Genomic DNA, 20756 nt, shown 5'->3' on the forward strand with positions numbered 1-20756 from the left:
CGGCGTTCTCGTGGGTCGATTGTGGGGAGTGCAGAAAGTTGAACTATGGGGAGACTGCGGCAAGGACCATCATCACCGTGCCGGCAATTGCACTGCGACGGCAAGCTGGACGGCCTACGATTGCGATGGGGCCTGCAAATGTCGTACGTGCTGGTTGCAGGCAGGCGTGGAGGTTGCGCGCTTCGAGCCAGGTATGAGGCGCCTCCACAATCGGCTTCGAGAAGGAACGCCGCTTGGCAAGCCGTTGAGCAGGAGACTTTCCGCGGAGTCGTGCATCGATTGCATAGAGTTCTCAGATTCGACGCAACGCCTCAACCGGAACCGGTTTCGACGAACTTGTAAAACTTGCGCCTCGTGTGTGCCGAGCACGCAGTCAGCGCGACGTCATCTTTGCTGGTCAAATGTTCGAAGCCAGCATAGCCTTTAACGTGCAGGACGCCTTTGGATCGCGCAAGATGCGTTGTGGGAAGCTCAGCACTGCGATGCAAAGAGGTAGCGGGCGAATGGCTCGTTCTTCAGTACGTCCTGGACCAGTATTGCCGGCCCGTCCATGCCCTTTCTCATGTGGCTTAGCCCCAGCGCCATGTGCACTTTTGCGCCCGCAGGATTGAACATCATGGCGCAATCTCTCCGCTCTCGATCTGCGCTCGCATAGCATCTGGACAACTGGAGCAAAGACACGACCTCCACCAGCCAGGTCAACGGCCACCATTCGCTCGGGCGGACGTACGAGGTTGCGCAGAACCTGCGTCTCCGCTGTGTTGGCGTGTTGGCGCGAGCACGATGTCGGCGAGTTTCGCGCGCTTTTTTTGCTCAGTGCCAAATTGTACATGGCGGCGGAACAGCAGCCCGGTGACGATCCCGTGCTTGCGGGCAACGGCAGATACCTTGGCGCTCGGCTGCTCGGTTTCCCTCGCGATCGCGAGCTTCTCCGCGTCGCTGAAGAAGCGTCGGATGGGGTCGGCGGGCGCCGTCGGATCGCCGATTTCCGCGGCTGTCAAGCTCCTTTCGGGAGTTGAGTCCCTAACACTAGTGCTAACGTCCGGGCGGGCGGAGGGGTGAAGATGCGCGGGCTAGCCGATGCGACCTCGCCGGTATCCAGTCGGTCACACCATTTGCGCAACGAATGCGGCGACAGCTTGCATCGCGGCGGCGTAGGCACGGACGCCAATTCCGCTCCAATTCATCGCCTCCACATGCATCGCCCAGAACGCCTGTGTCGCGCGGTTGCGGAAGTCCGTGCTGACCGAAAGCCGTTGCTGCTTTTACTTTCGCAGCGCTCTTGTTGGTTCTTTCCGGCGCTTCTCGCGGCGAAATTCCGTCTGATCTTCCGCGAGTTACGTGCGGTGTCTTCGCCGGCAAGCTGCTTCAGCCAACGGCAAAACGTGTTCTCCGCGAGACGCTGCTCACAACAATATTTGCGGATCCCGAGACCGCTTCGGCGCCACGTGTCGACGTGCAACGACCACCCGCGTTGCGCTTTATTTTGGAAGTGTTTCGGACACCGGAGAATCTCCAGAGCAGCAGAGAAACCGAAATGGAACGACATCACACGAGGGGAAGGTGTGCAGGACTCGAACGCTTACGACGGCTCGACGGCCGGGATTGACGGCAAGATAAAGCGAGTTGCCTCGCTGCCGGAACTTCGTTCCTAAGTGTTTGTCTGCACATTGTTTTGCCGAGCTCGCCGCGCGTGCAGTGAGGTGGGCCGGGGGCGCTCCCGACACTTTTCCTTTCGTTTGCAATAGTCCAAGCGGCACCGTACGCAATGTGCGACGAAGGAGAGACCGCAGCGTCTACGCCGACACAGGTATATCTGCGCTGCTGTGCGACGAGTGTCGTGCGGCTCTTGCTCGGTGTTTTTCGACCCCTGATCGTCGTCTTATGGCGAGCAATGAAGACGACTTTCGCATCCGCCCCGGTAAGGTCCCGGATCATGGTAGCGTAGGGACACGTGTGCGTTGGCTTGGAGGGGGGCGCGCACGCCCGGTCAGCTTCCTCGGCGAGGTCCAACAGGCCATACGTCGGGCGGGCGGCAACCCGGACCGCTTGGCTAGGACCGGAAAGGGAAGCGGCCGGTTCAATGCGCGAGGCCGAGGCGCTGCGACAGCGCTGACGCTAATGGACCGGAATGGGTGGAGCCGAGACGGAAGCGGAGTGCGCACACGGGCGCGGCGCGTTGCGGTGAAGGCTCGCGTGGTGAAGTTCAATCCGCAGCGCGGAGCGGCGCGCAGCCGGCAGTTCGTCAGCGCCAAGGCGGTGGACGCGCATCTGCGCTATCTCGAGCGGGACGGCGTGACGAAGAATGGTGAGAAGGGCCAGGTCTATTCGGGTGAGCGCGACGTGGAGGATGGCCGCAGCTTCCTCGACCGGGGCCGCGCGGACCGGCATCAGTTCCGCTTCATCGTCTCCGCTGAGGAAGGGATGGAGCTGGCCGATCCGCGTGAGACCACCCGCAATCTGATGAAGCAGATGGAGGCCGACCTCGGGACCAATCTCGACTGGATCGCAGTCGACCACCACAACACCGGTCACCCACACACCCATATTCTGGTGCGCGGCGTCACCGACGACGGCAAGACCCTCAACATCGCCGGCGACTATATCGCTTACGGTATTCGCGAGCGCGCGAGCGAAATCGTCACACTGGAACTGGGCCGGCAGACCGAGCTTGAGGTGACGAAGCAGCTGGAGCGGGAAGTGGATGCCGACCGCTTCACCCGCCTCGACCGGATGCTGATTGCCGAGCAGCAGGGGAAGGAGTTTACCGACCTGCGCCCCGACCAGGACATGCGCGACACGTTCCGCCAGAACCGCGCGCTACTGATCGAGCGGGCGCGCAAACTGGAGCGCATGGGACTGGCGACGGAGATCGAAACCGGCCGATGGATCGTATCGCCCAAGGCGGAGCCGGTGCTGCGGGAGCTTGGCGAGCGCGGCGACATCATCAAGACCATGCACCGGGCACTGGAGCGCGAAGGTTTGGCGGAGGACCGCCATCCGGCGCGCTACGTCCTGCACCGCGAGAACGCGACCGAGCGCATCGTTGGCCGCGTGCTCGACAAGGGGCTTGGCGGCGACGAGATGGGCGAGCGGGTCCGGCTGGTGATCGATGGCGTGGATGGGCGCGTGCATCACATCGAGATGGATGCCGCCCGCGCCGAGGAAATCGGTCGGGGCATGATTGTCGTGGCCGGCTCTGCCCCTCCCGGGCCACGCGCGGCGGACCGCAACATCATCGACGTCGCAGGTCAAGAAGGCGTCTATCGCCCGTCCGAGCATCTGGAGCGGGCGCGAGCGGCCATCGACCGCATCGGCTGCGACCCGGAGGCCTTCGTTCGCTCCCATGTCCGCCGGCTGGAGGCGCTGCGTCGTGCCGGCCATGCGGAGCGGATCGACGCGGATCGCTGGCATGTCCCCGCCGATCTCCCCGAGCGCGGTCAAGCCTACGATCTCGCACGGGACTGCGCGAACATTCGAATAAGCGTCCTGTCGTCTACCGGCCTTGACCAGCAGATCGGGCATGACGGAGCGACCTGGCTCGACCGCGAGCTGGTTTCCCGCGAGCGCATCGCGCTCGCCGGCGAGGGGTTCGGGCTGGAGGTAAGGGCAGCGCTGGATCAACGCAGACGTGCCCTTGTGGACGCGGGCCGCGTTACCGACCTCGGTAACGGCCACGTCCGGGCGCCAAAGGACCTGATACAGCGGCTTGAGGCCGCCGACATCGAACGAGCCGGCAAGGTGCTCGCCGCCGAACGCGGATTGCAATGGCGGCCCGCTGTTCCCGGCAACTACGTCACCGGCCAGCTTGTCGGCTCCACCCAACTATCCAGCGGTCGGTTCGCCATCATTGAAACCCGAAGCGGCGATGGCGGCCTCGGCTTCAGTCTCGTGCCGTGGCAGCCCGTGCTCAACAACCGCATCGGGCAGCACATCTCCGGCCTCATGCGCAATGATGGCGGCATCGAGTGGAGCTTGGGCAGAAAGCGTGGCCTGGGATTGTGAGCAGAAGAGCAGGCCTTGCTAGCTTGCAGCCAAGCGTGCCGGACCAGCGCCATCCGGTCAAGGCTGGCGCGTTCCGCACCACCGCTTCGCGGCTTGCGGTCTTGACCGGATGGCGCCGGCCCGGCAGGGGCTTGCCAAGCACTTAGCACTTAATGAGAAGCGGAAACGCTTCCTCATCCCGACAGGGGCTTCGAGAGAAATGCGGCGTCGCCACGTTGCTCAGCTTCGCACGCCCAAAGGTCGTCATCAGGCCCATCGACGGCGGGCACCAGGAGGTTAAATTTACAATCTATCGGTGCTAAGCTCATACTGAGCGAAAAACCGGATTCGTAGTTTGGGCGGTCCACGCTGCCTCACCGAGCAAATCGGGCGTGGGAGGATACATTGGCCGGAAGGTGGCTTGCAGCCGCATGGCTTTTCTTGGCGGCAGTCGTTGCGACGGCGATTTCTGCCGCCGCTGCAGATGGCGCTAGTCCAGAGCTAAAGCGTATCGTCATCTTCAATTCGTATGGCCAAAACTTCAAGCCGTGGCGGGACTACTCGACGGCGCTTCGACAAGAACTCGAGCGTCAATCGCGCTGGCCGATCGACATCCAGGATTTCTCCGTCGCAACGGCCCGCTTTGAAGATCGGAACGTGGAAGCTGAATTCGCGGACTATCTGCGCGCATTGTTCGCGCGCGGCGCCCCCGACCTCATCGTTGCCCTGGGAGGCCCGGCGGCCATGTTCGTCCAGCGAAATCGGCAGCAACTGTTTCCGTCCACCCCGATGGTGATGACGGCCGTCGAGGAGCGGCGGGTCCAACGTTCCGCGCTGACGGACAAGGATGCTGTCGTCGCCGTGAAGCAGGACGTCCCCGCGCTGTTTGGCAATATCGTCAGGCTGCTGCCCGCGACCAGAATGATTGCAGTCGTGGTTGGCGATTCTCCGAACGAGCGCTTCTGGCAAAGTGAGATCGGCAAGGAGCTTGAACCGGTTCTGCCGAACGTGCGCTTGCTGTTCTGGAATCGACTTTCATTTCCCGACATTTTGAAGGAGGCGGCTCGCCTTCCGCCGGACAGTGCGATCTTCTGGGCCCCGCTCCAGGTGGATGCGACCGGCGCAAGCCACGAGGGCGAGCAGGCGCTGAGGGAGCTCCATGCAGTTGCCAATGCGCCGATCTTTTCCTACGACGAAGCGTTCTTTGGCGGCGAGACCGTCGGCGGCCCGATGACATCCGCGTTCGACAGTGCCCGGAAGACGTCAAGGGCCGTGGTCCGGATCCTGGGCGGCGAGAGGCCGTCCGACATCAAGATCCCGACCCTCGAATATGGTCCGGCAAAGTATGATTGGCGGCAGCTCAGGCGCTGGAGCATTGCTGAAAGCGGCCTGCCACCTGGCAGCGAGGTCTACTTTCGTGACCCCTCACCATGGGAGACCTATCGCTGGCAGATACTCCTCATTGCATCCGTCATCCTGGTGCAGGCGGCTCTCATCAGCATCCTCGTCCACGAGCGACGCGGCCGCCTCAAGGCGGAGGTGCAGGCCCGGCGCCAGTCCGCGGAGCTCGCCCATGTCAATCGCTACACGATGGCGGGCGAACTCACCGCATCGATCGCGCACGAGCTGAATCAGCCGCTTGGCGCCATCCTGACGAATGCCGAAAGCGCGGCATTGATGCTTCGGTCGCCGAATCCAGACTTAAATGAATTGAACGAGATCATTGAGGACATCAGACGTGACGACGCGCGGGCGAGCGAAGTCATCGTGCATCTTCGGAGTCTGCTCAAGAAGGCGCCGTTCGAGGAGAAGGAGCTGGACCTCAATGACGTTCTCGAGGAAACCGTGACCTTTCTTGCGCCATTGGCGACGGCCCGAAAAGTCGAGCTCGATGCCGTGACGCATTTGACGCTGCTTCCGATCAAAGGCGACCGAATTCAGCTCCAGCAGGTCATCACAAATCTGGTCGTGAACGCGATGGATGCCGTCACCGGCTCCGCCGGCAACGTCCGCAAAGTGGACATCGAGGCTGTACGTGCCGGCAACCGGGCCGAAGTTTCCATCAGAGACTACGGTCCGGGCATTCCGGTTGACCAGCTCAAACGGGTGTTCGAGCCGTTCTTCACCACCAAGCCAGAGGGCATGGGCATGGGGCTGGCGATTGCCCGGACCATCGTCGAAGCCCACAATGGCCGGATCACTGCGGAAAATCAGTCCGGTGGAGGGGCTCAGCTTCGAATCAGCCTGCCGTTGTCGACGGCATAAATTTCCAGGGACGCTGATTCCCCTCGCTGAACATGCGGAGGGCGCCTAAGCGTCGATCGGTTCGTTTGGGAGATGATGCTCATGCCATACGGCGTTGAGAATGCCGAAAGCACTGGCAAAGGCGACACCGAGAATCCAGGTTAAGTACCACATTGTGTGTCCTCAATAGAAACCCGACGAGTTGCGCTCTATATCGCTTTCGGTCACGGAGCCGCGCAGCGCCGCGTAGACGACTGCGGTGTAGCAAAGAACGATCGGCAGGAAAATCAGCGTAGCCAGCAACATCACGAACAATGTGAGCTGGCTCGATGACGCGTCCCAAACGGTCAGGCTCGCCATCGGCGCAATATTCGACGGCATCAGGAACGGAAACATGCTCACGCCGGCCGTGGCAACGATGCCGAAGATGCCGAGCGCACTGGCAATGAAGGCCAGTCCCGATCTGCGAAGCCTGGTCAGCAACAGTATCAAGACCGGTCCGGCGATGCCGATACAGGGCGCCAGGATCATCCAGGGGTGGGCTGCATAGTTCGCGAACCATTGGCCAGGCTGGCGAGACACCGTCTTGAGCAGCGGATTCGATGGCCCGGCACCTGCCACCGTGCTGGTGATGGCATAACCGTCGATCCCGATCCACACCCACAATCCGGCCAACAGGAAGAGCCCGATCGTGACGGCGGCTCCGGTCCCGATCAGCTCTCGCGCCCGTTTGCGAACGGCGCCGTCGGTCTTCAGCGTCAGGTAGACTGCGCCGTGGGTGGCCAGCATCGCGGCGGAGACAAGACCACAGAGCAGCCCGAACGGATTGAGCAGCTCAAACAGCCCGCTTCCCTCATAGAAGATCCGCAGGTCGGAATCGATCCGGAAGGGCACCCCTTGCAGCAAATTGCCGAATGCCACCCCAAACACCACGCTTGGCACCAATCCGCCTGCGAAGAGGGCGTAGTCCCAGAATGACCTCCAACGCGTGTCGGCGACCTTGTTGCGGAATTCAAAGCCGACCGGGCGCAGGATGAGCGTCGCAAGAACCAGGAACATGGCGATGTAGAAGCCCGAAAACGACGCCGCATAAACCGGCGGCCAGGCGGCGAAGATCGCGCCGCCGCCGAGGATCAGCCAAACCTGGTTGCCGTCCCAGAACGGCCCAACCGCGTTGATCGTCACCCGCCGCTCAATGTCGGTGCGGGCGACGAACGGCAGCAGCATCGCCACTCCGAGGTCGAAGCCATCCATGATCGCGAAGCCAATCAGCAACACACCCAGGAACAGCCACCACACCAGGCGAAGGATTTCGTAGTCGATCGGGATTGTTGTCATGCGCGCACCTCATTCAGCCGGTAGCGCCGCCGGCCGCAGTGCGGGTTCCGGCAGACCGAGCGCACCCAGCGGCCCCATGCGGATGTATCGAAGCATCAGCATGATATCGACGACCAGAAGACAGGAGTAGAACAGGACGAAGCCCGCGAGCGAGAACAAGACCTGCGCGGCCGAGACCGACGACACGGCAAGAAATGTCGGCAGAACGCCGTCAATTGCCCAGGGCTGTCGTCCGTATTCAGCGACGACCCATCCGAGTTCGGCCGCGACCCATGGCAGCGGCAGCGAGCACAACATAAGGCGCAGCGACCAGCGGCGCGAAAAATCGTAATGCGTAGCCTGCCAGAATGCGAGCGCGAACAGCCCGATGAAGTAGAAGCCAAGCGCCACCATGAAGCGGAAGCTCCAGAACAGGGGAGCGACGTTGGGCACGGTGTCGCCGGCAGCGCGCTTGATGGTGGCGGCATCGGCCGTTCGCGGATCGGAGACGTAGCGTTTGAGCAGCAGGGCGTAGCCGAGGTCGGCAGCATGCTCGCGAAGCTGCGCCGCAGCAGCGCTGTCAGCGCGGTTCGCCTTGAGCTTCTCGAGCGAATCATAGGCCAAAAGGCCGTTGCGAATTCGCTCCTCTGCGTGCGTCACAAGATCGTTGATTCCTGGCACCGGCTGGTTGAACGAGCGGGTTGCGATGATGCCGAGCATCCACGGTATTTTGACCGCGTATTTGACCTCTTGGCTGCGTGCGTCGGGGAAGCCGACCAGATTGAAGCCTGCCGGAGGCGGCTCCGTCTCCCACATTCCTTCGATGGCGGCGAGCTTCATCCTCTGGTTCTCGGACACGGTGTAACCGCTCTCGTCGCCGAGCACGACGACGCACAACGCTGCGGCAAGGCCAAAGGCCGAGGCCACGACGATCGATCGCTTCGCGAAAGCCTGGAAGCGCCCGGACAGCAGATAGAAGGAGGAAATGGCGAGAACAAACATCGAGCCGGTGACATAGCCGGCGCCCACCGTGTGCACAAATTTCGCCTGACCGACAGGATTGAAGATCAGGTCCCAAAATGAAATCAGCTCCATTCGCATTGTTTCGGCGTTGAAGACCGCTCCGGTCGGATACTGCATCCATCCGTTGGCGATCAGGATCCAGAGCGCGGAGAGGTTTGAGCCGATCGCGACCAGCCACGTCACAGCGAGATGACCAAGCTTCGGCAGCCGGTCCCATCCGAAGAAAAAAAGCCCGACGAAGGTCGACTCGAGAAAGAATGCCATCAGACCTTCGATTGCCAGCGGAGCGCCAAAGATGTCGCCGACATAGTGCGAGTAGTAGGCCCAATTGGTCCCGAACTGGAATTCCATGGTGATACCGGTGGCAACCCCCATGGCGAAGTTGATGCCGAACAATTTCCCCCAGAATTTTGTCATGTCGCGCCAGATCTGGCGGCCAGTCATGACGTAAACGCTCTCCATAATGGCAAGCAGGAACGACAGCCCGAGCGTTAGCGGCACGAATAGGAAGTGATAGAGGGCCGTTACGGCAAATTGCAGCCGCGATAAGCTGACGGGATCAAGGTCGAACATGTCAACGTCCCCCCTCATTCAGTGACGGCGCAGGACCTATCAGGCGCGAAATTGCGCCCGGATCGACGCTCGGCCGCTCGTTAGTCGAGAACAGGAAAATGCTTGCAGCCACTATCGCCAACAGCTTGAGCGTCAGCACCAGCATGATGGCCTTCGCAAGCGGGGTCGGCGGCCGCACGCCGGCGGCAAGGAAAGCGGCAAGCGAGGATATGACAGCGTTCAATATTTCCCCCGGCTTTTGGAGGGCAGACGGGCTGTCCACCATAGGAGAGGTGTCGGCGCCGTTCTGCCGTGCGACACAATCAAAAAGGCACACCACGGTCACGTAATTGATTTAGATCAAGACTAGATCGGCGAGGTGTTAACGCGGCTGCCGATGGACGCCGCTAATCTAAGGCTGCCGGCGGGGCTGGTTTTGCGCGGTAGACTCGGGAAACGTCCGGTCGCCTCCTGGCCGCGGCCGGCCCACGTGCTCATCCATTGGTTGAAGCTTAGAAATCCGAGAGACATCTTTGTTAATCTGGATCAAATGGTCCGCATCCGCTCGGATGCTGGGTTTCATGCGAGCGGCAACGCCAGATGGACTGTCTGCGGATCTCGCCTGCTGGTGGGCTTGAAGTCAAACTTTCTGAAGATGTTCAGCATCGCTGCGTTCTCCGGCAGAACCTCCGCCATCAATTCCTTCAGTCCGGCTTCCGTTGCGATCGCAACAAGATGGCGCATCAGGATCGAGCCTATGCCGCGGCCCTGCCAGGCATCGACCACCATGAAGGCCATCTCGGCGTGTCCCGGTTCGAAGACGATGTAGCGGCCGCCACCGACGATGGTTTTTCGGCCTGCGTCCTCGGCGAGCACGACCAGCCCCACATGGTTCTTGAAATCGACGTTCATGAAGAAAGCACGCTCCTTGTCGGAGAAGTGGCGCTTCATCACGAAGAAGCGACGCTGCAGCGATTGCGCGCTCGCTTGCTCCAGGGCAGCGAGCATGGCGGCCTCGTCCTCTGGGCGAAGTGCGCGGATCTCGGCCGTGCTGCCGTCTCGCAACTGTTCGTGGGCGATGTAGCTGGCGAGGTCCGACATCTGGGCTCCCTTGCCGCAAGCCGGGTGGCTATTTGAGCGGCACCAGCCGATGAAGCTTCCGGCCGACCGCGGTTGTTTGATCTGGATCAAGACGACGTCGCAAAGGCTAGAGCTAGGCTCAGCCACAGTCCAGATGGGGCGTGGCCTTGAAGACACTCCGTCAGCGTTTGACCGGCGAAGACATGATCCAGCTTGTGATCCGGCTCGGATTGCTCGCCTTGTTAGTCGTCTGGACATTCGTCGTGATCCGACCGTTCGTGCCGATCCTGGCCTGGGCGATCGTGCTCGCCGTCGCGTTCAATCCGGTCTTTAGCTGGCTTGCCAAATTGCTTGGCGGCAGCCCAAAACTCGCGGCGCTCATTCTCACCGTGATCAATCTTGCCATCGTCATCGGACCGGCAACCTGGCTCGGCCTGAGTGCCGTGGATGGCATCAAGGACATCGCCGGACAGCTCAACGCCGGCGAGCTTGTCGTTCCTTCTCCACCGCAGGCCATCAAGAGCTGGCCGTTGGTAGGACCGCAGCTCCATGCGTTGTGGGATGAGGCCTCGATCAATATCCGCTCGGTCCTGCGCGAAATCGTGCCCTATCTGAAACCGCTCGCGACCACCATGCTCGGCTTTGTGGGCGATGCCGGCCTGGGCACGCTCATGTTTCTTCTTTCGGTGGTGGTGGCCGGCTTCATTTTTCCCCACGGGTCGCAGCTCGTGGCGGCGATTCGGGGATTCCTGGCGCGAATCGTGCCCGAACAGAGTGAGCATTTTCTGAAATTGGCGGGCGCGACGATACGTGCCGTATCCCAGGGGGTCATCGGCGTTGCGGTCATCCAGGCACTGCTCGCCGGTATCGGATTCAAGCTGGCCGGTATACCCAGCGCAGGCCTGCTGGCTTTCGCGGTCTTGCTCCTGAGTATCGTGCAAATCGGCGCGACGGTCATTCTGCTTCCGGTGATTGTCTGGATCTGGTTCGACAAGGATATCCCCATCGCGCTCCTGCTCAGCGTGTTTCTGGGCATCGTCAGCGTGCTCGATAACATATTGAAGCCGTTGGTGATGGGCCGCGGGCTAACGACGCCGACGCTGGTCATTCTGATAGGGGTGATTGGGGGAACTCTGGCGCATGGGATCGTCGGTCTCTTCGTCGGGCCGATCATTCTCTCGGTCGCCTGGGAATTGGCGGTGGCCTGGATCCGTATCGATCGCGCTGATCCGGCAGCGCTGCCGTGAGTGCCGAACGTTGACCTAAATCAACGTCGCCTGGTCCTGAGGCCACTTGAATTGAGACGCGCGACAGAGAGGTCTGAATATGTCGATGGAAACTCCAAACCTGCCAGGCGGACCCCTATCCGGCCTTGTCGCCTCGGGAATCGAATACATGGTCGATGCGGGGCAGCGCAGCGTGCTGTTTCTGGACATCATGCGCCAACGCGGCGACCAGTACCGGGAGCATGTCGCGCAAACGGCTCCGCACGTCCTGCAATATGCCGCGGAATTGATCATCGACGGGCGCAAGTTGGACGAGCCGGTCAACTACGCGCTGGTCCGCATTATTCCGCCCAAGGGCGTCGAGATCGATCTCGAGCGGCGTCCATTCATCGTGGTCGATCCGCGTGCCGGGCACGGTCCTGGAATTGGCGGGTTCAAGGCAGACAGCGAGATCGGCGTTGCGATGAAGGCTGGGCATCCCTGCTACTTCGTCGGCTTCCTGCCGGATCCGATGCCGGGACAGACCATCGAGCGCATCGCGCGCGCCGAAGCGCTATTCATCGAGAAGGTCGTTAGCCTCCATCCCCAGGCTGACGGCAAGCCGTGCGTGATTGGCAACTGCCAGGCCGGCTGGGCTGTCATGATTCTGGCCTCGCTGCGACCAGAAATGTTCGGACCGTTGATCATCGCCGGCGCGCCGCTCGCCTATTGGGAGGGCGTCCATGGCAAATATCCAATGCGCTATTCGGGCGGCCTGTTGGGCGGGAGCTGGCTCACCGCGCTGACCAGCGATCTCGGGGGTGGCAAGTTCGACGGCGCTTGGTTGGTGCAGAACTTCGAGAACCAGAATCCCTCGAACACGCTCTGGACCAAGCAATACAACGTTTATTCCAAGGTCGACACCGAAGCCGATCGCTATCTTGAGTTCGAGCGCTGGTGGGGCGGACACGTCAACCTGAACGCGGAGGAAATCCAGTTCATCGTCGATGAATTGTTCGTCGGCAACAACCTCGCCGCCGGAAACATCAAGATGTCCGATGGCGCAATCGTGGATCTGCGCAACATCAGATCGCCGATCGTGGTGTTCTGCTCGGCGGGCGACAACGTCACGCCGCCGCAGCAGGCGCTCAACTGGATCCTCGATTGCTATGCCGACGTCGACGAGATCAGGGCTTACGGTCAAACCATCGTCTATACCGTTCACGAAACCGTCGGTCATCTCGGTATTTTCGTGTCGGGCGGCGTCGCCAAGAAGGAGCACGCCGAGTTCTCCAGCAATATCGATCTGATCGACGTGCTTCCGCCGGGGCTCTATGAAGCGACTTTTGAGGCGAGAGGATCGGACACTCTCAATGCCTATCTCGCCGTCGGCCAATGGGTCATGCGCTGCGAGGCGCGGACGCTCGACGACATCCGCGCCATGGGCGGCAATTCCCCGGAGGACGAGCGGCGATTCGCGGCTGCCAAGCGGGTCTCCGAGCTCAATCTCGCTGCCTACCAGAAGTTCGTCCAGCCCTGGGTCAAATCCATGGTGACGCCCCAGATGGCGGAGTGGGCGCGCAACATGCACCCGCTGCGGCTGCAATACGAGGCCTTCAGCAGCCAAAATCCATGGATGTCCGCGGTGAAGTCGGCCGCCGAGAAGGTCGAGGACAACCGCAAGCCGGTCGCGAAGGACAATCCCTTTTTGGCGTTCCAGGAGCAGATGTCCAAACAGATCGTTCATGCGCTGGATAGCTGGCGGGACTCGCAGGAGAGGCTGAGCGAGGCGATCTTCCTCAACGTATACGGTTCGCCCACACTTCAAGCTGCGGTCGGGATCGACCCGAAATCCGAGCCGTCGCGCCGGCGCGAAATGCCGGCTGAACACCGCGCGATGCTCGACAAGCGGATTGCCGAGCTGAAATCGAAGATCGGCGAAGGTGGCCTTCGCGAAGCTGCCATTCGTGCACTGCTTTATGTGGGCTCGGCGCGCGGCATGGTCGATGAGCGGAGCATCGAGGCGCTTCGCCGACTTCGCCGCGATCAGGCAGGAGCGCGGCTGACGCTGCCCGAATTCAAGATGCTGGTGCGCGAGCAATTCTTCATGCTGGTGCTCGATCGGGAAGGGGCCGTGGCCGCCATCCCGAAGATCTTGCCCGAAGACATTAACCGGCGCCGCGCGGCAATCGAGGCAGTACGAGAGGTATTGTCCGCAAGCGAGGACATCACCGGTGAGAGCGCGAACCGAATGAAGCGCGTCGCTGAACTCTTCGGTGTGGATGCGGGAGGGGAGCCGGCTTCGAACGTCGCCCCTTTCGATCCGAAGGCAAGGGCGTCGTAACGCGGATTGGCAGGATTGGGAGACACTATGTCGGTTGACACGACGAAGATGCAGTCCGGCACCAAGTACGACCGCCTAATCGCGGCGGCCAAGGCCGTGCCGCCAACGCCGACCATCGTGGTGCATCCCTGTGATGAGACCTCGCTCCGTGGCGCTGTCGACAGCGCGAGCGCTGGTATCATCCGGCCGATCCTGGTCGGGCCCGAAGGGAAGATCAGGGACACGGCGAGCAAGCATGGCCTCGACGTCTCGGGCTACGAGGTTGTCGATGCGGCACATAGCGATGAGTCGGCCGCCAAAGGCGTCGAACTGATCCATGCGGCCAAAGGCGAAATGCTGATGAAGGGCAGCCTGCATACAGATGAACTGATGCGCGCCGTCACCGCAAAGACGGGCGGCCTGCGCAGCGATCGGCGCATCAGCCACGTGTTCGTCATGGACGTGCCGGCGTATGCTGAGACAATCTTCGTCACCGACGCGGCCATCAACATTTTTCCGGACCTCGACGCCAAGCGGGACATCATCCAGAACGCAATCGATCTCTACAACCAAGCCGGCTTTGGCAAATCGCCGCGGGTGGCAATTCTGTCGGCGGTCGAGACGGTCACCTCCAAGATTCCATCGACGATCGAGGCGGCGGCGCTCTGCAAGATGGCCGATCGCGGGCAGATCACAGGTGGCGTGCTCGATGGTCCGCTGGCGTTCGACAATGCAATCGACCCCGAGGCCGCGCGGATCAAGGGCATCAAATCCGAAGTCGCCGGTCGTGGGCAGATCCTGGTCGTACCCGACCTCGAATCCGGCAACATGCTGGCGAAGAATCTCGCTTATTTCGCTAAGGCCGATGGCGCCGGTATCGTGCTCGGCGCCCGGGTACCGGTCGTGCTCACGTCCCGTGCCGATTCGGCGCGCTCGCGAATGGCGTCTTGCGCAGTGGCCGCGCTCTATGCGCACGCGCGGCAGCAAAAATCGCCAACGGTCGCCGCGTGACCGCCATGGACACGATCCTTGTCGTCAACGCGGGCTCCTCCAGCGTCAAGTTCCAGGTGTTCTCTGTCGAGGGCGAGGGCACGTTGCGGCGCCAAATCAAGGGGCAGATGGACGGCATCGGCAGCCGCCCGCGCTTGCGCGCGAGCGGCGCGGGTGGAGATTCTTTGGCCGACCGCGCCTATCCGATCGAGGCGGTCCCGGACGTTCCGGCTGCGATGCGAGTTGCGGGCGACTGGCTGCGAGACGAACTCCGCATCCAGCCGATCGCCGTCGGCCATCGTGTCGTGCATGGCGGGCCTGACTATGCACGTCCGGTTCTGATCGACCACGGCGTGGTGGCGCGCCTCGAGCGCTTCGTCAGCCTTGCCCCGCTGCATCAGCCGCACAATCTGGCGCCGATCCGTTCGATCCTTGCTAATTTCCCTGCGCTGCCGCAGGTCGCATGCTTCGATACCGCGTTTCACCGTACGCACAGTGCGGTCGCCGATCATTATGCGATCCCGCATCACCTCCACGCCGAGGGCGTGCGGCGCTACGGCTTCCACGGACTATCCTACGAATACATTGCGAAGACCCTGCTGCAGATCGCGCCCGAGATCGCCAAACGCCGGGTCATCGTCGCCCATCTCGGCAGTGGTGCATCGATGTGCGCGCTGAGGGATGGACAGAGCATCGAGAGCACCATGGGTTTCACGGCGCTCGACGGACTGCCGATGGGAACGCGCCCGGGTCAACTCGATCCCGGCGTTGTGCTTTATCTCATCTCCGAGAAGGGAATGTCGGCGTCGAACGTGCAGAATTTCCTATATCGCGATTGCGGATTGAGGGGGCTCTCGGGCGTCAGCAACGATATGCGCGAGCTGGAAGCCAGCCAAGAGTCCAAGGCGAAGCTGGCTATCGACTATTTTGTTTATCGGATCGGCCTCAGCTCAGGCATGCTTGCGGCCGCTTTGCAGGGCTTGGATGCCTTCGTGTTCACGGCCGGCATTGGCGAGAATTCTGCAAACATCCGTGCACGCGTGGCAGAGCAGCTCGGCTGGCTCGGTGTTGCGGTCGATGCAGCCGAGAATGCGCGTCATTCGCGACTGATATCGCGGCTCAACAGTACCATCCCCGTTTACGTGGTGCCGACCGACGAGGAACTGATGATCGCGCAGCACACGTTGTCGCTGCTGATGAACAGCCAATCGCCCAACCCAAGACATGAGAGGGTGTCATGATCCCCGCATTCCCGGATAGCAAAGTCGCCCTGAAGGGCAAGAAAGGCCTCGTCGTCGGCATCGCCAACGATCAATCCATCGCCTGGGGCTGCGCACGGGCGTTTCGCGCGCTCGGCGCCGATCTCGCCGTCACCTACCTCAATGAACGCGCCAAGAAGCATGTCGAGCCGCTGGCGCAGGCGCTGGAAGCCCCGATCTTCATGCCGCTGGATGTCATGGTCGAAGGCCAGACGGAGCAGGTGTTCGAGCGCATCGCAAATGAATGGGGCCAGCTCGACTTCCTGCTGCACTCGATCGCCTTCTCGCCGAAGGAGGCATTGCATGGTCGCGTCGTGGATGTGAACCGCGACGGCTTCCTCAAGACGATGGATGTCTCGTGCTGGTCATTCCTGCGGATGGCCCATCTTGCCGAGCCGCTGATGAAGAACGGCGGCACGATGTTCACGATGACCTATTACGGCAGCCAGATGGTGGTGGAGAACTACAACATCATGGGTGTGGCGAAGGCGGCGCTCGAAGCGGCCGTTCGATATGCTGCGGCGGAACTGGGGCCGAAGGGCATCCGTGTGCACGCGATCTCGCCCGGACCGCTCGCCACACGTGCGGCCTCAGGCATTCCGGAGTTCGACGAACTGATGGACAAGGCCCAGTCGAAGGCACCGGCGCGCAGCCTCGTCAGCATCGACGACGTCGGCAACGCCACCGCATTCCTGGCGCTCGACGGCGCCAAGCTCATCACCGGCGGCGTTCTTTATGTCGATGGCGGCTATCACATCATCGATTGAACGCGCTCAGCGATAGTGCAGGGCGATCAGCTCGGCGATGCAGGCGGGCTTCTTGCCGCCTTCGATCTCGATCACGAGATGGTAGTTCACGCGCAGGCCATCCGGCGGCACGTCCTCGGCTTCCGCGACCGTGACGCGGCCGCGGAGCTTGGAGCCCGACGGCACCGGCGCCAGATACCGTATCCGGTCCGCGCCGTAGTTCAGGGTGTTGCGCAGGCCCTTCAAGCTGATCACCGAGCGGATAAACAGCGGCGCAAGCGCCAGCGACAAGAGCCCGTGGGCGATGGTGGTGCCGCCGGGCAGCTCTTTTTTAGCACGCTCCTGATCGACATGGATCCATTGCTCATCGCAGGTTGCCTCGGCAAACTGGTTGATCCGATCCTGCGACACCTCGACCCAATCGCTGACGCCGATCTCCGTGCCAATGGCGGATTTGATCTCGTCGAAATCGCTGAATATCCGCATGGCCGTGACCTCACAGCTTCATTTCTGGAACGCTGTCGGGGACGACAAGCTCGGCCTCGGTCACCGCCAGGACTTCGCCAACGCTGATGCCAGGCGCGGTTTCCAGCAGCGTCGCCTTCCCGTCCGGGAAGGCGATCACGGCCATGTCCGTCACAACCAGGTTTACCGGCCGCGCCGACGTCAGCGGCAGCGTGCATCTTGCGACGATCTTCGACTTGCCCTTGGCGGCGTGCTGCATAGCGACGATGACCCGCTTGGCGCCGGTGACCAGATCCATCGCCCCGCCCATGCCCGGCACCATCTTGCCGGGAATCATCCAATTGGCGAGATGGCCGTGCGCATCGACCTGGAGACCGCCGAGCACAGTGACATCGACATGGCCGCCGCGGATCAATCCGAACGACATCGCGCTGTCAAATGTGCAGGCCCCGGGCAGAGCGCTGATCGGCTTGCCTCCGGCGTCAGTCAACGTCGGATGCGCCATGCCCTGCTCAGGGATCGGTCCGGTGCCGATCAGGCCGTTCTCCGACTGGAAGAACACCTTCAGGTCGGATGGGATGTAATTCGCGACCAGCGTCGGAATGCCGATGCCGAGATTGACGAGGTTGCCGCTCCTCAACTCCTTGGCGACGCGTCGGGCGATGATGGTCTGTGCATCCATGATCTCACCCGTTCGTAATGAGGTAGTCGACGAGCGGCGCCGGCGTCACGACATGGTCGGGCGCGATGACGCCCACGGGCACGATGTGCTCTGCCGTCACGATTACGGTGTCGGCCGCCATGGCCATGACCGGATTGAAATTGCGGGACGTCAGTGCGTAGGCAAGGTTGCCCAGATAGTCGGCGAGAAAGGCATGTACCAGCGCGAACTGAGCCCGCAACGCTGTCTCGAGCAGGAATGATTTGCCGTCGACTTCGATCTGGCGCTTGCCTTCCGCGACCAGTGTGCCGACGCCCGTTGCTGTCAGAATGCCGCCGAGGCCGCATCCGCCTGCGCGAATTCGCTCGACGAAAGTTCCTTGCGGAACGAGATCGACGGCGATCTGGCTCGCCAGCATCTGCTGCTGCGCCTTCGGGTTGAGGCCGATATGCGTCGCGGTCAGGCGCGAGACCAACGCCGCGTCGAACAATTTGCCGACACCTTTGCCCGGAAGCGCGGCGTCGTTGCAGATCAGCGAAAGGCCGTTCTTTTGCTGCCGGACCACTTCATCGAGCAGGCGCTCCGGTGTCCCGACCCCCATGAACCCGCCGACCATGACGCTGGCGCCGGGCGGGATCATCGCAACGGCTTCTTCGACGGAAATGGCCTTCATGATTGGGACTCCGGTCAATAGGCGATCGATGGAAGGCATCTTGAAATGTTGGCAAAGCACTGCTGCGCGCCCTTGATCTGTGTCAAAGCTTCTCATCGGTCCGACGGCCAACCATCCTACGGGCGTTTCGGTCCACGGCTTGCGAATCCGATGGCGATGGAGAAGCCGAAATGGCGAGCCGGCTGGGGAAAAGAGGACGATGGCGCTTCAATTCCTGACCGGAATCATTGTCAGCGTGATCAACATCATTATCCACGCTTTGGCGACTGTCGGCGTCGTCGGCCTCGCCCGTTCAGCGGGCTTGCAGCAGACATCATGGCCGAGATGGCATTTGATGACCGTGATGGTCGGAACCGCCGCCGCGCTGATGGTCGCACATACGCTGGAGATCTTCGTCTGGGCGCTCGCCTACGCGGTCGTCGGCGCCGCACCGGAGGGCAGCGATCTTCTCTATTTTGCCTTTGTCAACTACACCACGCTCGGCTACGGCGATATCACGCCCGTGCCAGCCTGGCGGCTGACGGGGCCGATGACCGCGATGAACGGCATCCTGATGTTCGGCTGGTCGACTGCGGTCCTGTTCGAAGTCCTGCGCAAGACGCTGGAGCACCTGTCCGCGATCGGCGCTCCCGGTTTCAAGCCTGAAGATCGAGACTAGCGAGTTGGGGCCGGTCGAGCAGCACGATCTGGCGCTGGGTGCTGCCGATGAAGCCGAGGACCTTGAGCTCATGCAGCCGCGATAATGCGCGCGATACGGTTTCCAATGTGAGGCCCAGATAGTCGGCGATATCGCGCCGTGACATCGGCAGCGCCATGATGCCAGCTGCCGTCAAACGCTTGTCCATCTCGAGCAAGAACGCCGCGACCCGCTCCAGCGAGGTCTTGCGGCCGAGCAGAAGCATGTGATCTTCCGCATGCTGCAGATTGATTGTGGTCATGCTGAGCAGGTTGCGCGCGACCATTGCGTCGCTTTCGGCCGCCATCTCCAGACTTTGACGCTTGATGAGGCGAACGGTGGTGTCCACGATGGCCTCAGCCGTGAATCGGTGCTCGTTGCCGTTCTCCAGTCCAAAAATGTCGCCGGCGAGGTGAAACGCGCCGATCTGACGCCGGCCATCCGACAGGAGCTTGTGGCTTCGCACTGCGCCAGATCTGATCTGATAGACGTACTCAGCCGGCTCCTTTTCACCGTAAACCTCTTTGCCCTTTTTGTAGGCAAATTCGATCAAGCTGACCATCGGATTCGAGATGCTGGTCATTCCGAAATCACGGAGCGAATTGGCGCAAGGCAGCGGATCGGCCGTGATGCGTACAAACATGGGCCGTCTCCTCAACTCATCGCTGAATTGGTCTCAGGCTGACTGTCTCATCGCAGGGAATGCGCCGCGCCGTCCCACTCCCGCCGAAGTTGATCTACGATGAACGCAGCATTCCCAACCATTGTCTCTAAGGCCATTGTACTAAAGGACAGGTCTGCATTATTTTGCAATAATTGGACACGTCGGCGTGTTGTTAAGTCATTCTAGCTGTCATTGTTTCGTTTTGTGGTTGTATTGAGATTTTCGAGGGATGCGATTGCCGGGCCTTGTCCACGTGGTAGACGACGACGCTTCGTTCCGGACGGCGATCGAGCGTCGTCTGAGGCTCGCCGGCTATGACGTCGCGACCTATGCATCGGCACTGGAGCTGCTGGACCACCTGCCGGGCGACGCGCAGCCGGGATGCATCCTGCTCGACGTGCAGATCCCGGGCTTGAGCGGCCCGGAATTGCAGAGCCGCTTGACCGAGCTTGGCTCGACTGTGCCGATCGTCTTCCTCACCGGCCACGCCGATACCGCAACGACCGTGCGGGCCATCAAGGCCGGCGCCGAGGACTTCCTGACCAAGCCCGTATCGTCGGAGCAATTGATCGACGCGATCAAGCGCGCCCTGGCGCGTCAGGAGGCCGCACGTGGACAGCACGCCAAGCTCGATCTGCTCCGCGCCCTTGTCTCATCCCTGACGCCCCGTGAACGGCAGGTGTTCGACTTGATCGTGCGCGGCAGGATCAACAAGCAGATTGCCTATGAGCTTGGAACGACCGAACGCACCGTGAAGGCGCACCGCCACCAGGTGATGGAGAAAATGCGAGTTCATTCGCTTGCTGAACTTGTGTCGATCGCGGAGCGGCTTGGACTGCTCGATGCAAACGCTGTTCCGGGCAACTGATCGGTTCCCTTCGGCTGCCAGAGCCG

Annotated in this window: 22 protein-coding genes; 9 read left to right on the plus strand and 13 right to left on the minus strand. The window is 61.7% G+C overall.

Features of this window, described 5'->3' with window-relative positions; genetic code table 11:
• Nucleotides 1-311: 311 nt before the first annotated feature.
• From JJC00_RS17270 to tnpA, 4 genes are all read right to left on the minus strand, one after another.
• Complete coding sequence (locus JJC00_RS17270) at nt 312-488, minus strand: IS66 family transposase (protein WP_200473692.1); 177 nt, start codon at nt 486-488, stop codon at nt 312-314.
• A complete protein-coding gene (locus JJC00_RS17275) occupies nt 472-618 on the minus strand; it encodes a hypothetical protein (RefSeq protein WP_200473693.1) in 147 nt (48 codons plus the stop codon). Before JJC00_RS17275 ends, JJC00_RS17270 begins: the two co-directional genes overlap by 17 nt.
• Before the next feature lie 80 nt (nt 619-698).
• The gene (locus JJC00_RS38975) at nt 699-1001 is read right to left on the minus strand and encodes a transposase (RefSeq protein WP_433996509.1); all 303 of its coding nucleotides are present in this window, start codon (nt 999-1001) and stop codon (nt 699-701) included.
• Between the two features lie 182 nt (nt 1002-1183).
• The gene (tnpA, locus tag JJC00_RS38980; RefSeq protein WP_433996510.1) at nt 1184-1549 is read right to left on the minus strand and encodes an IS66 family insertion sequence element accessory protein TnpA; all 366 of its coding nucleotides are present in this window, start codon (nt 1547-1549) and stop codon (nt 1184-1186) included.
• A gap of 647 nt (nt 1550-2196) precedes the next feature.
• Here tnpA and JJC00_RS17285 point away from each other — a divergent pair.
• Nucleotides 2197-4005 carry a DUF3363 domain-containing protein gene (locus JJC00_RS17285; protein ID WP_246774239.1) on the plus strand — a complete coding sequence of 603 codons (1809 nt, stop codon included), beginning with the start codon at nt 2197-2199 and terminating at the stop codon, nt 4003-4005.
• 384 nt (nt 4006-4389) lie between these two features.
• On the plus strand, nt 4390-6249 hold the full coding sequence (locus JJC00_RS17290; RefSeq protein ID WP_200473695.1) for a sensor histidine kinase: 1860 nt from the start codon (nt 4390-4392) through the stop codon (nt 6247-6249).
• 45 nt (nt 6250-6294) lie between these two features.
• Here JJC00_RS17290 and cydX read toward each other — a convergent pair whose 3' ends face one another.
• From cydX to JJC00_RS17315, 5 genes are all read right to left on the minus strand, one after another.
• Complete coding sequence (gene cydX / locus JJC00_RS17295) at nt 6295-6402, minus strand: cytochrome bd-I oxidase subunit CydX (protein WP_200473696.1); 108 nt, start codon at nt 6400-6402, stop codon at nt 6295-6297.
• Between the two features lie 9 nt (nt 6403-6411).
• The gene (gene cydB / locus JJC00_RS17300; protein WP_200473697.1) at nt 6412-7566 is read right to left on the minus strand and encodes a cytochrome d ubiquinol oxidase subunit II; all 1155 of its coding nucleotides are present in this window, start codon (nt 7564-7566) and stop codon (nt 6412-6414) included.
• A gap of 9 nt (nt 7567-7575) precedes the next feature.
• Nucleotides 7576-9141, minus strand: a complete 1566-nt coding sequence (locus JJC00_RS17305) for a cytochrome ubiquinol oxidase subunit I (protein ID WP_200473698.1) — start codon at nt 9139-9141, stop codon at nt 7576-7578.
• 1 nt (nt 9142) lies between these two features.
• Entirely contained in the window at nt 9143-9466 is a 324-nt protein-coding gene (locus JJC00_RS17310; RefSeq protein WP_200473699.1) for a hypothetical protein, read from the minus strand.
• 233 nt (nt 9467-9699) lie between these two features.
• Nucleotides 9700-10221: a GNAT family N-acetyltransferase gene (locus tag JJC00_RS17315; RefSeq protein WP_200473700.1), complete on the minus strand. Its 522-nt coding sequence runs from the start codon at nt 10219-10221 to the stop codon at nt 9700-9702.
• Between the two features lie 146 nt (nt 10222-10367).
• On the opposite strand from JJC00_RS17315, the gene JJC00_RS17320 reads away from it, so the two are divergent.
• The 5 genes from JJC00_RS17320 to fabI all read left to right on the plus strand — a co-directional run bounded on the left by JJC00_RS17320 (nt 10368) and on the right by fabI (nt 16744).
• On the plus strand, nt 10368-11447 hold the full coding sequence (locus tag JJC00_RS17320) for an AI-2E family transporter (protein ID WP_246774240.1): 1080 nt from the start codon (nt 10368-10370) through the stop codon (nt 11445-11447).
• A gap of 79 nt (nt 11448-11526) precedes the next feature.
• Nucleotides 11527-13749 (plus strand): DUF3141 domain-containing protein, encoded by a 2223-nt coding sequence (locus JJC00_RS17325; RefSeq protein WP_200473701.1) that lies wholly within the window; start codon nt 11527-11529, stop codon nt 13747-13749.
• A gap of 27 nt (nt 13750-13776) precedes the next feature.
• The gene (locus JJC00_RS17330) at nt 13777-14739 is read left to right on the plus strand and encodes a phosphate acetyltransferase (RefSeq protein ID WP_200473702.1); all 963 of its coding nucleotides are present in this window, start codon (nt 13777-13779) and stop codon (nt 14737-14739) included.
• 5 nt (nt 14740-14744) lie between these two features.
• Nucleotides 14745-15959 (plus strand): acetate/propionate family kinase, encoded by a 1215-nt coding sequence (locus JJC00_RS17335; protein WP_200473703.1) that lies wholly within the window; start codon nt 14745-14747, stop codon nt 15957-15959.
• A complete protein-coding gene (gene fabI / locus JJC00_RS17340) occupies nt 15956-16744 on the plus strand; it encodes an enoyl-ACP reductase FabI (RefSeq protein WP_200473704.1) in 789 nt (262 codons plus the stop codon). The genes JJC00_RS17335 and fabI overlap by 4 nt, the downstream gene beginning before the upstream one ends.
• 6 nt (nt 16745-16750) lie before the next feature.
• Here the strand turns inward: fabI and JJC00_RS17345 are convergent, their stop codons facing one another.
• From JJC00_RS17345 to JJC00_RS17355, 3 genes are read right to left on the minus strand one after another with little or no spacing between them, the layout of a single operon-like run.
• Nucleotides 16751-17209: a MaoC family dehydratase gene (locus JJC00_RS17345; RefSeq protein WP_200473705.1), complete on the minus strand. Its 459-nt coding sequence runs from the start codon at nt 17207-17209 to the stop codon at nt 16751-16753.
• A 10-nt stretch (nt 17210-17219) separates the two neighbouring features.
• Complete coding sequence (locus JJC00_RS17350) at nt 17220-17870, minus strand: 3-oxoacid CoA-transferase subunit B (protein ID WP_200473706.1); 651 nt, start codon at nt 17868-17870, stop codon at nt 17220-17222.
• A gap of 4 nt (nt 17871-17874) precedes the next feature.
• The gene (locus JJC00_RS17355; RefSeq protein ID WP_200474142.1) at nt 17875-18522 is read right to left on the minus strand and encodes a CoA transferase subunit A; all 648 of its coding nucleotides are present in this window, start codon (nt 18520-18522) and stop codon (nt 17875-17877) included.
• A 199-nt stretch (nt 18523-18721) separates the two neighbouring features.
• Here JJC00_RS17355 and JJC00_RS17360 point away from each other — a divergent pair, with 199 nt between their 5' ends.
• Nucleotides 18722-19180 carry a potassium channel family protein gene (locus JJC00_RS17360; protein ID WP_200473707.1) on the plus strand — a complete coding sequence of 153 codons (459 nt, stop codon included), beginning with the start codon at nt 18722-18724 and terminating at the stop codon, nt 19178-19180.
• Here JJC00_RS17360 and JJC00_RS17365 read toward each other — a convergent pair.
• Entirely contained in the window at nt 19158-19841 is a 684-nt protein-coding gene (locus JJC00_RS17365) for a helix-turn-helix domain-containing protein (protein ID WP_200473708.1), read from the minus strand. The two genes, JJC00_RS17360 and JJC00_RS17365, sit on opposite strands and share 23 nt — an antisense overlap.
• Before the next feature lie 256 nt (nt 19842-20097).
• Between JJC00_RS17365 and JJC00_RS17370 the strand changes: the two genes are divergently transcribed.
• Nucleotides 20098-20730 carry a response regulator transcription factor gene (locus JJC00_RS17370; RefSeq protein WP_200473709.1) on the plus strand — a complete coding sequence of 211 codons (633 nt, stop codon included), beginning with the start codon at nt 20098-20100 and terminating at the stop codon, nt 20728-20730.
• The last annotated feature ends 26 nt before the right edge of the window (nt 20731-20756 follow it).

The organism is Bradyrhizobium diazoefficiens, assembly GCF_016616885.1.
Lineage (GTDB): Bacteria > Pseudomonadota > Alphaproteobacteria > Rhizobiales > Xanthobacteraceae > Bradyrhizobium > Bradyrhizobium diazoefficiens_F.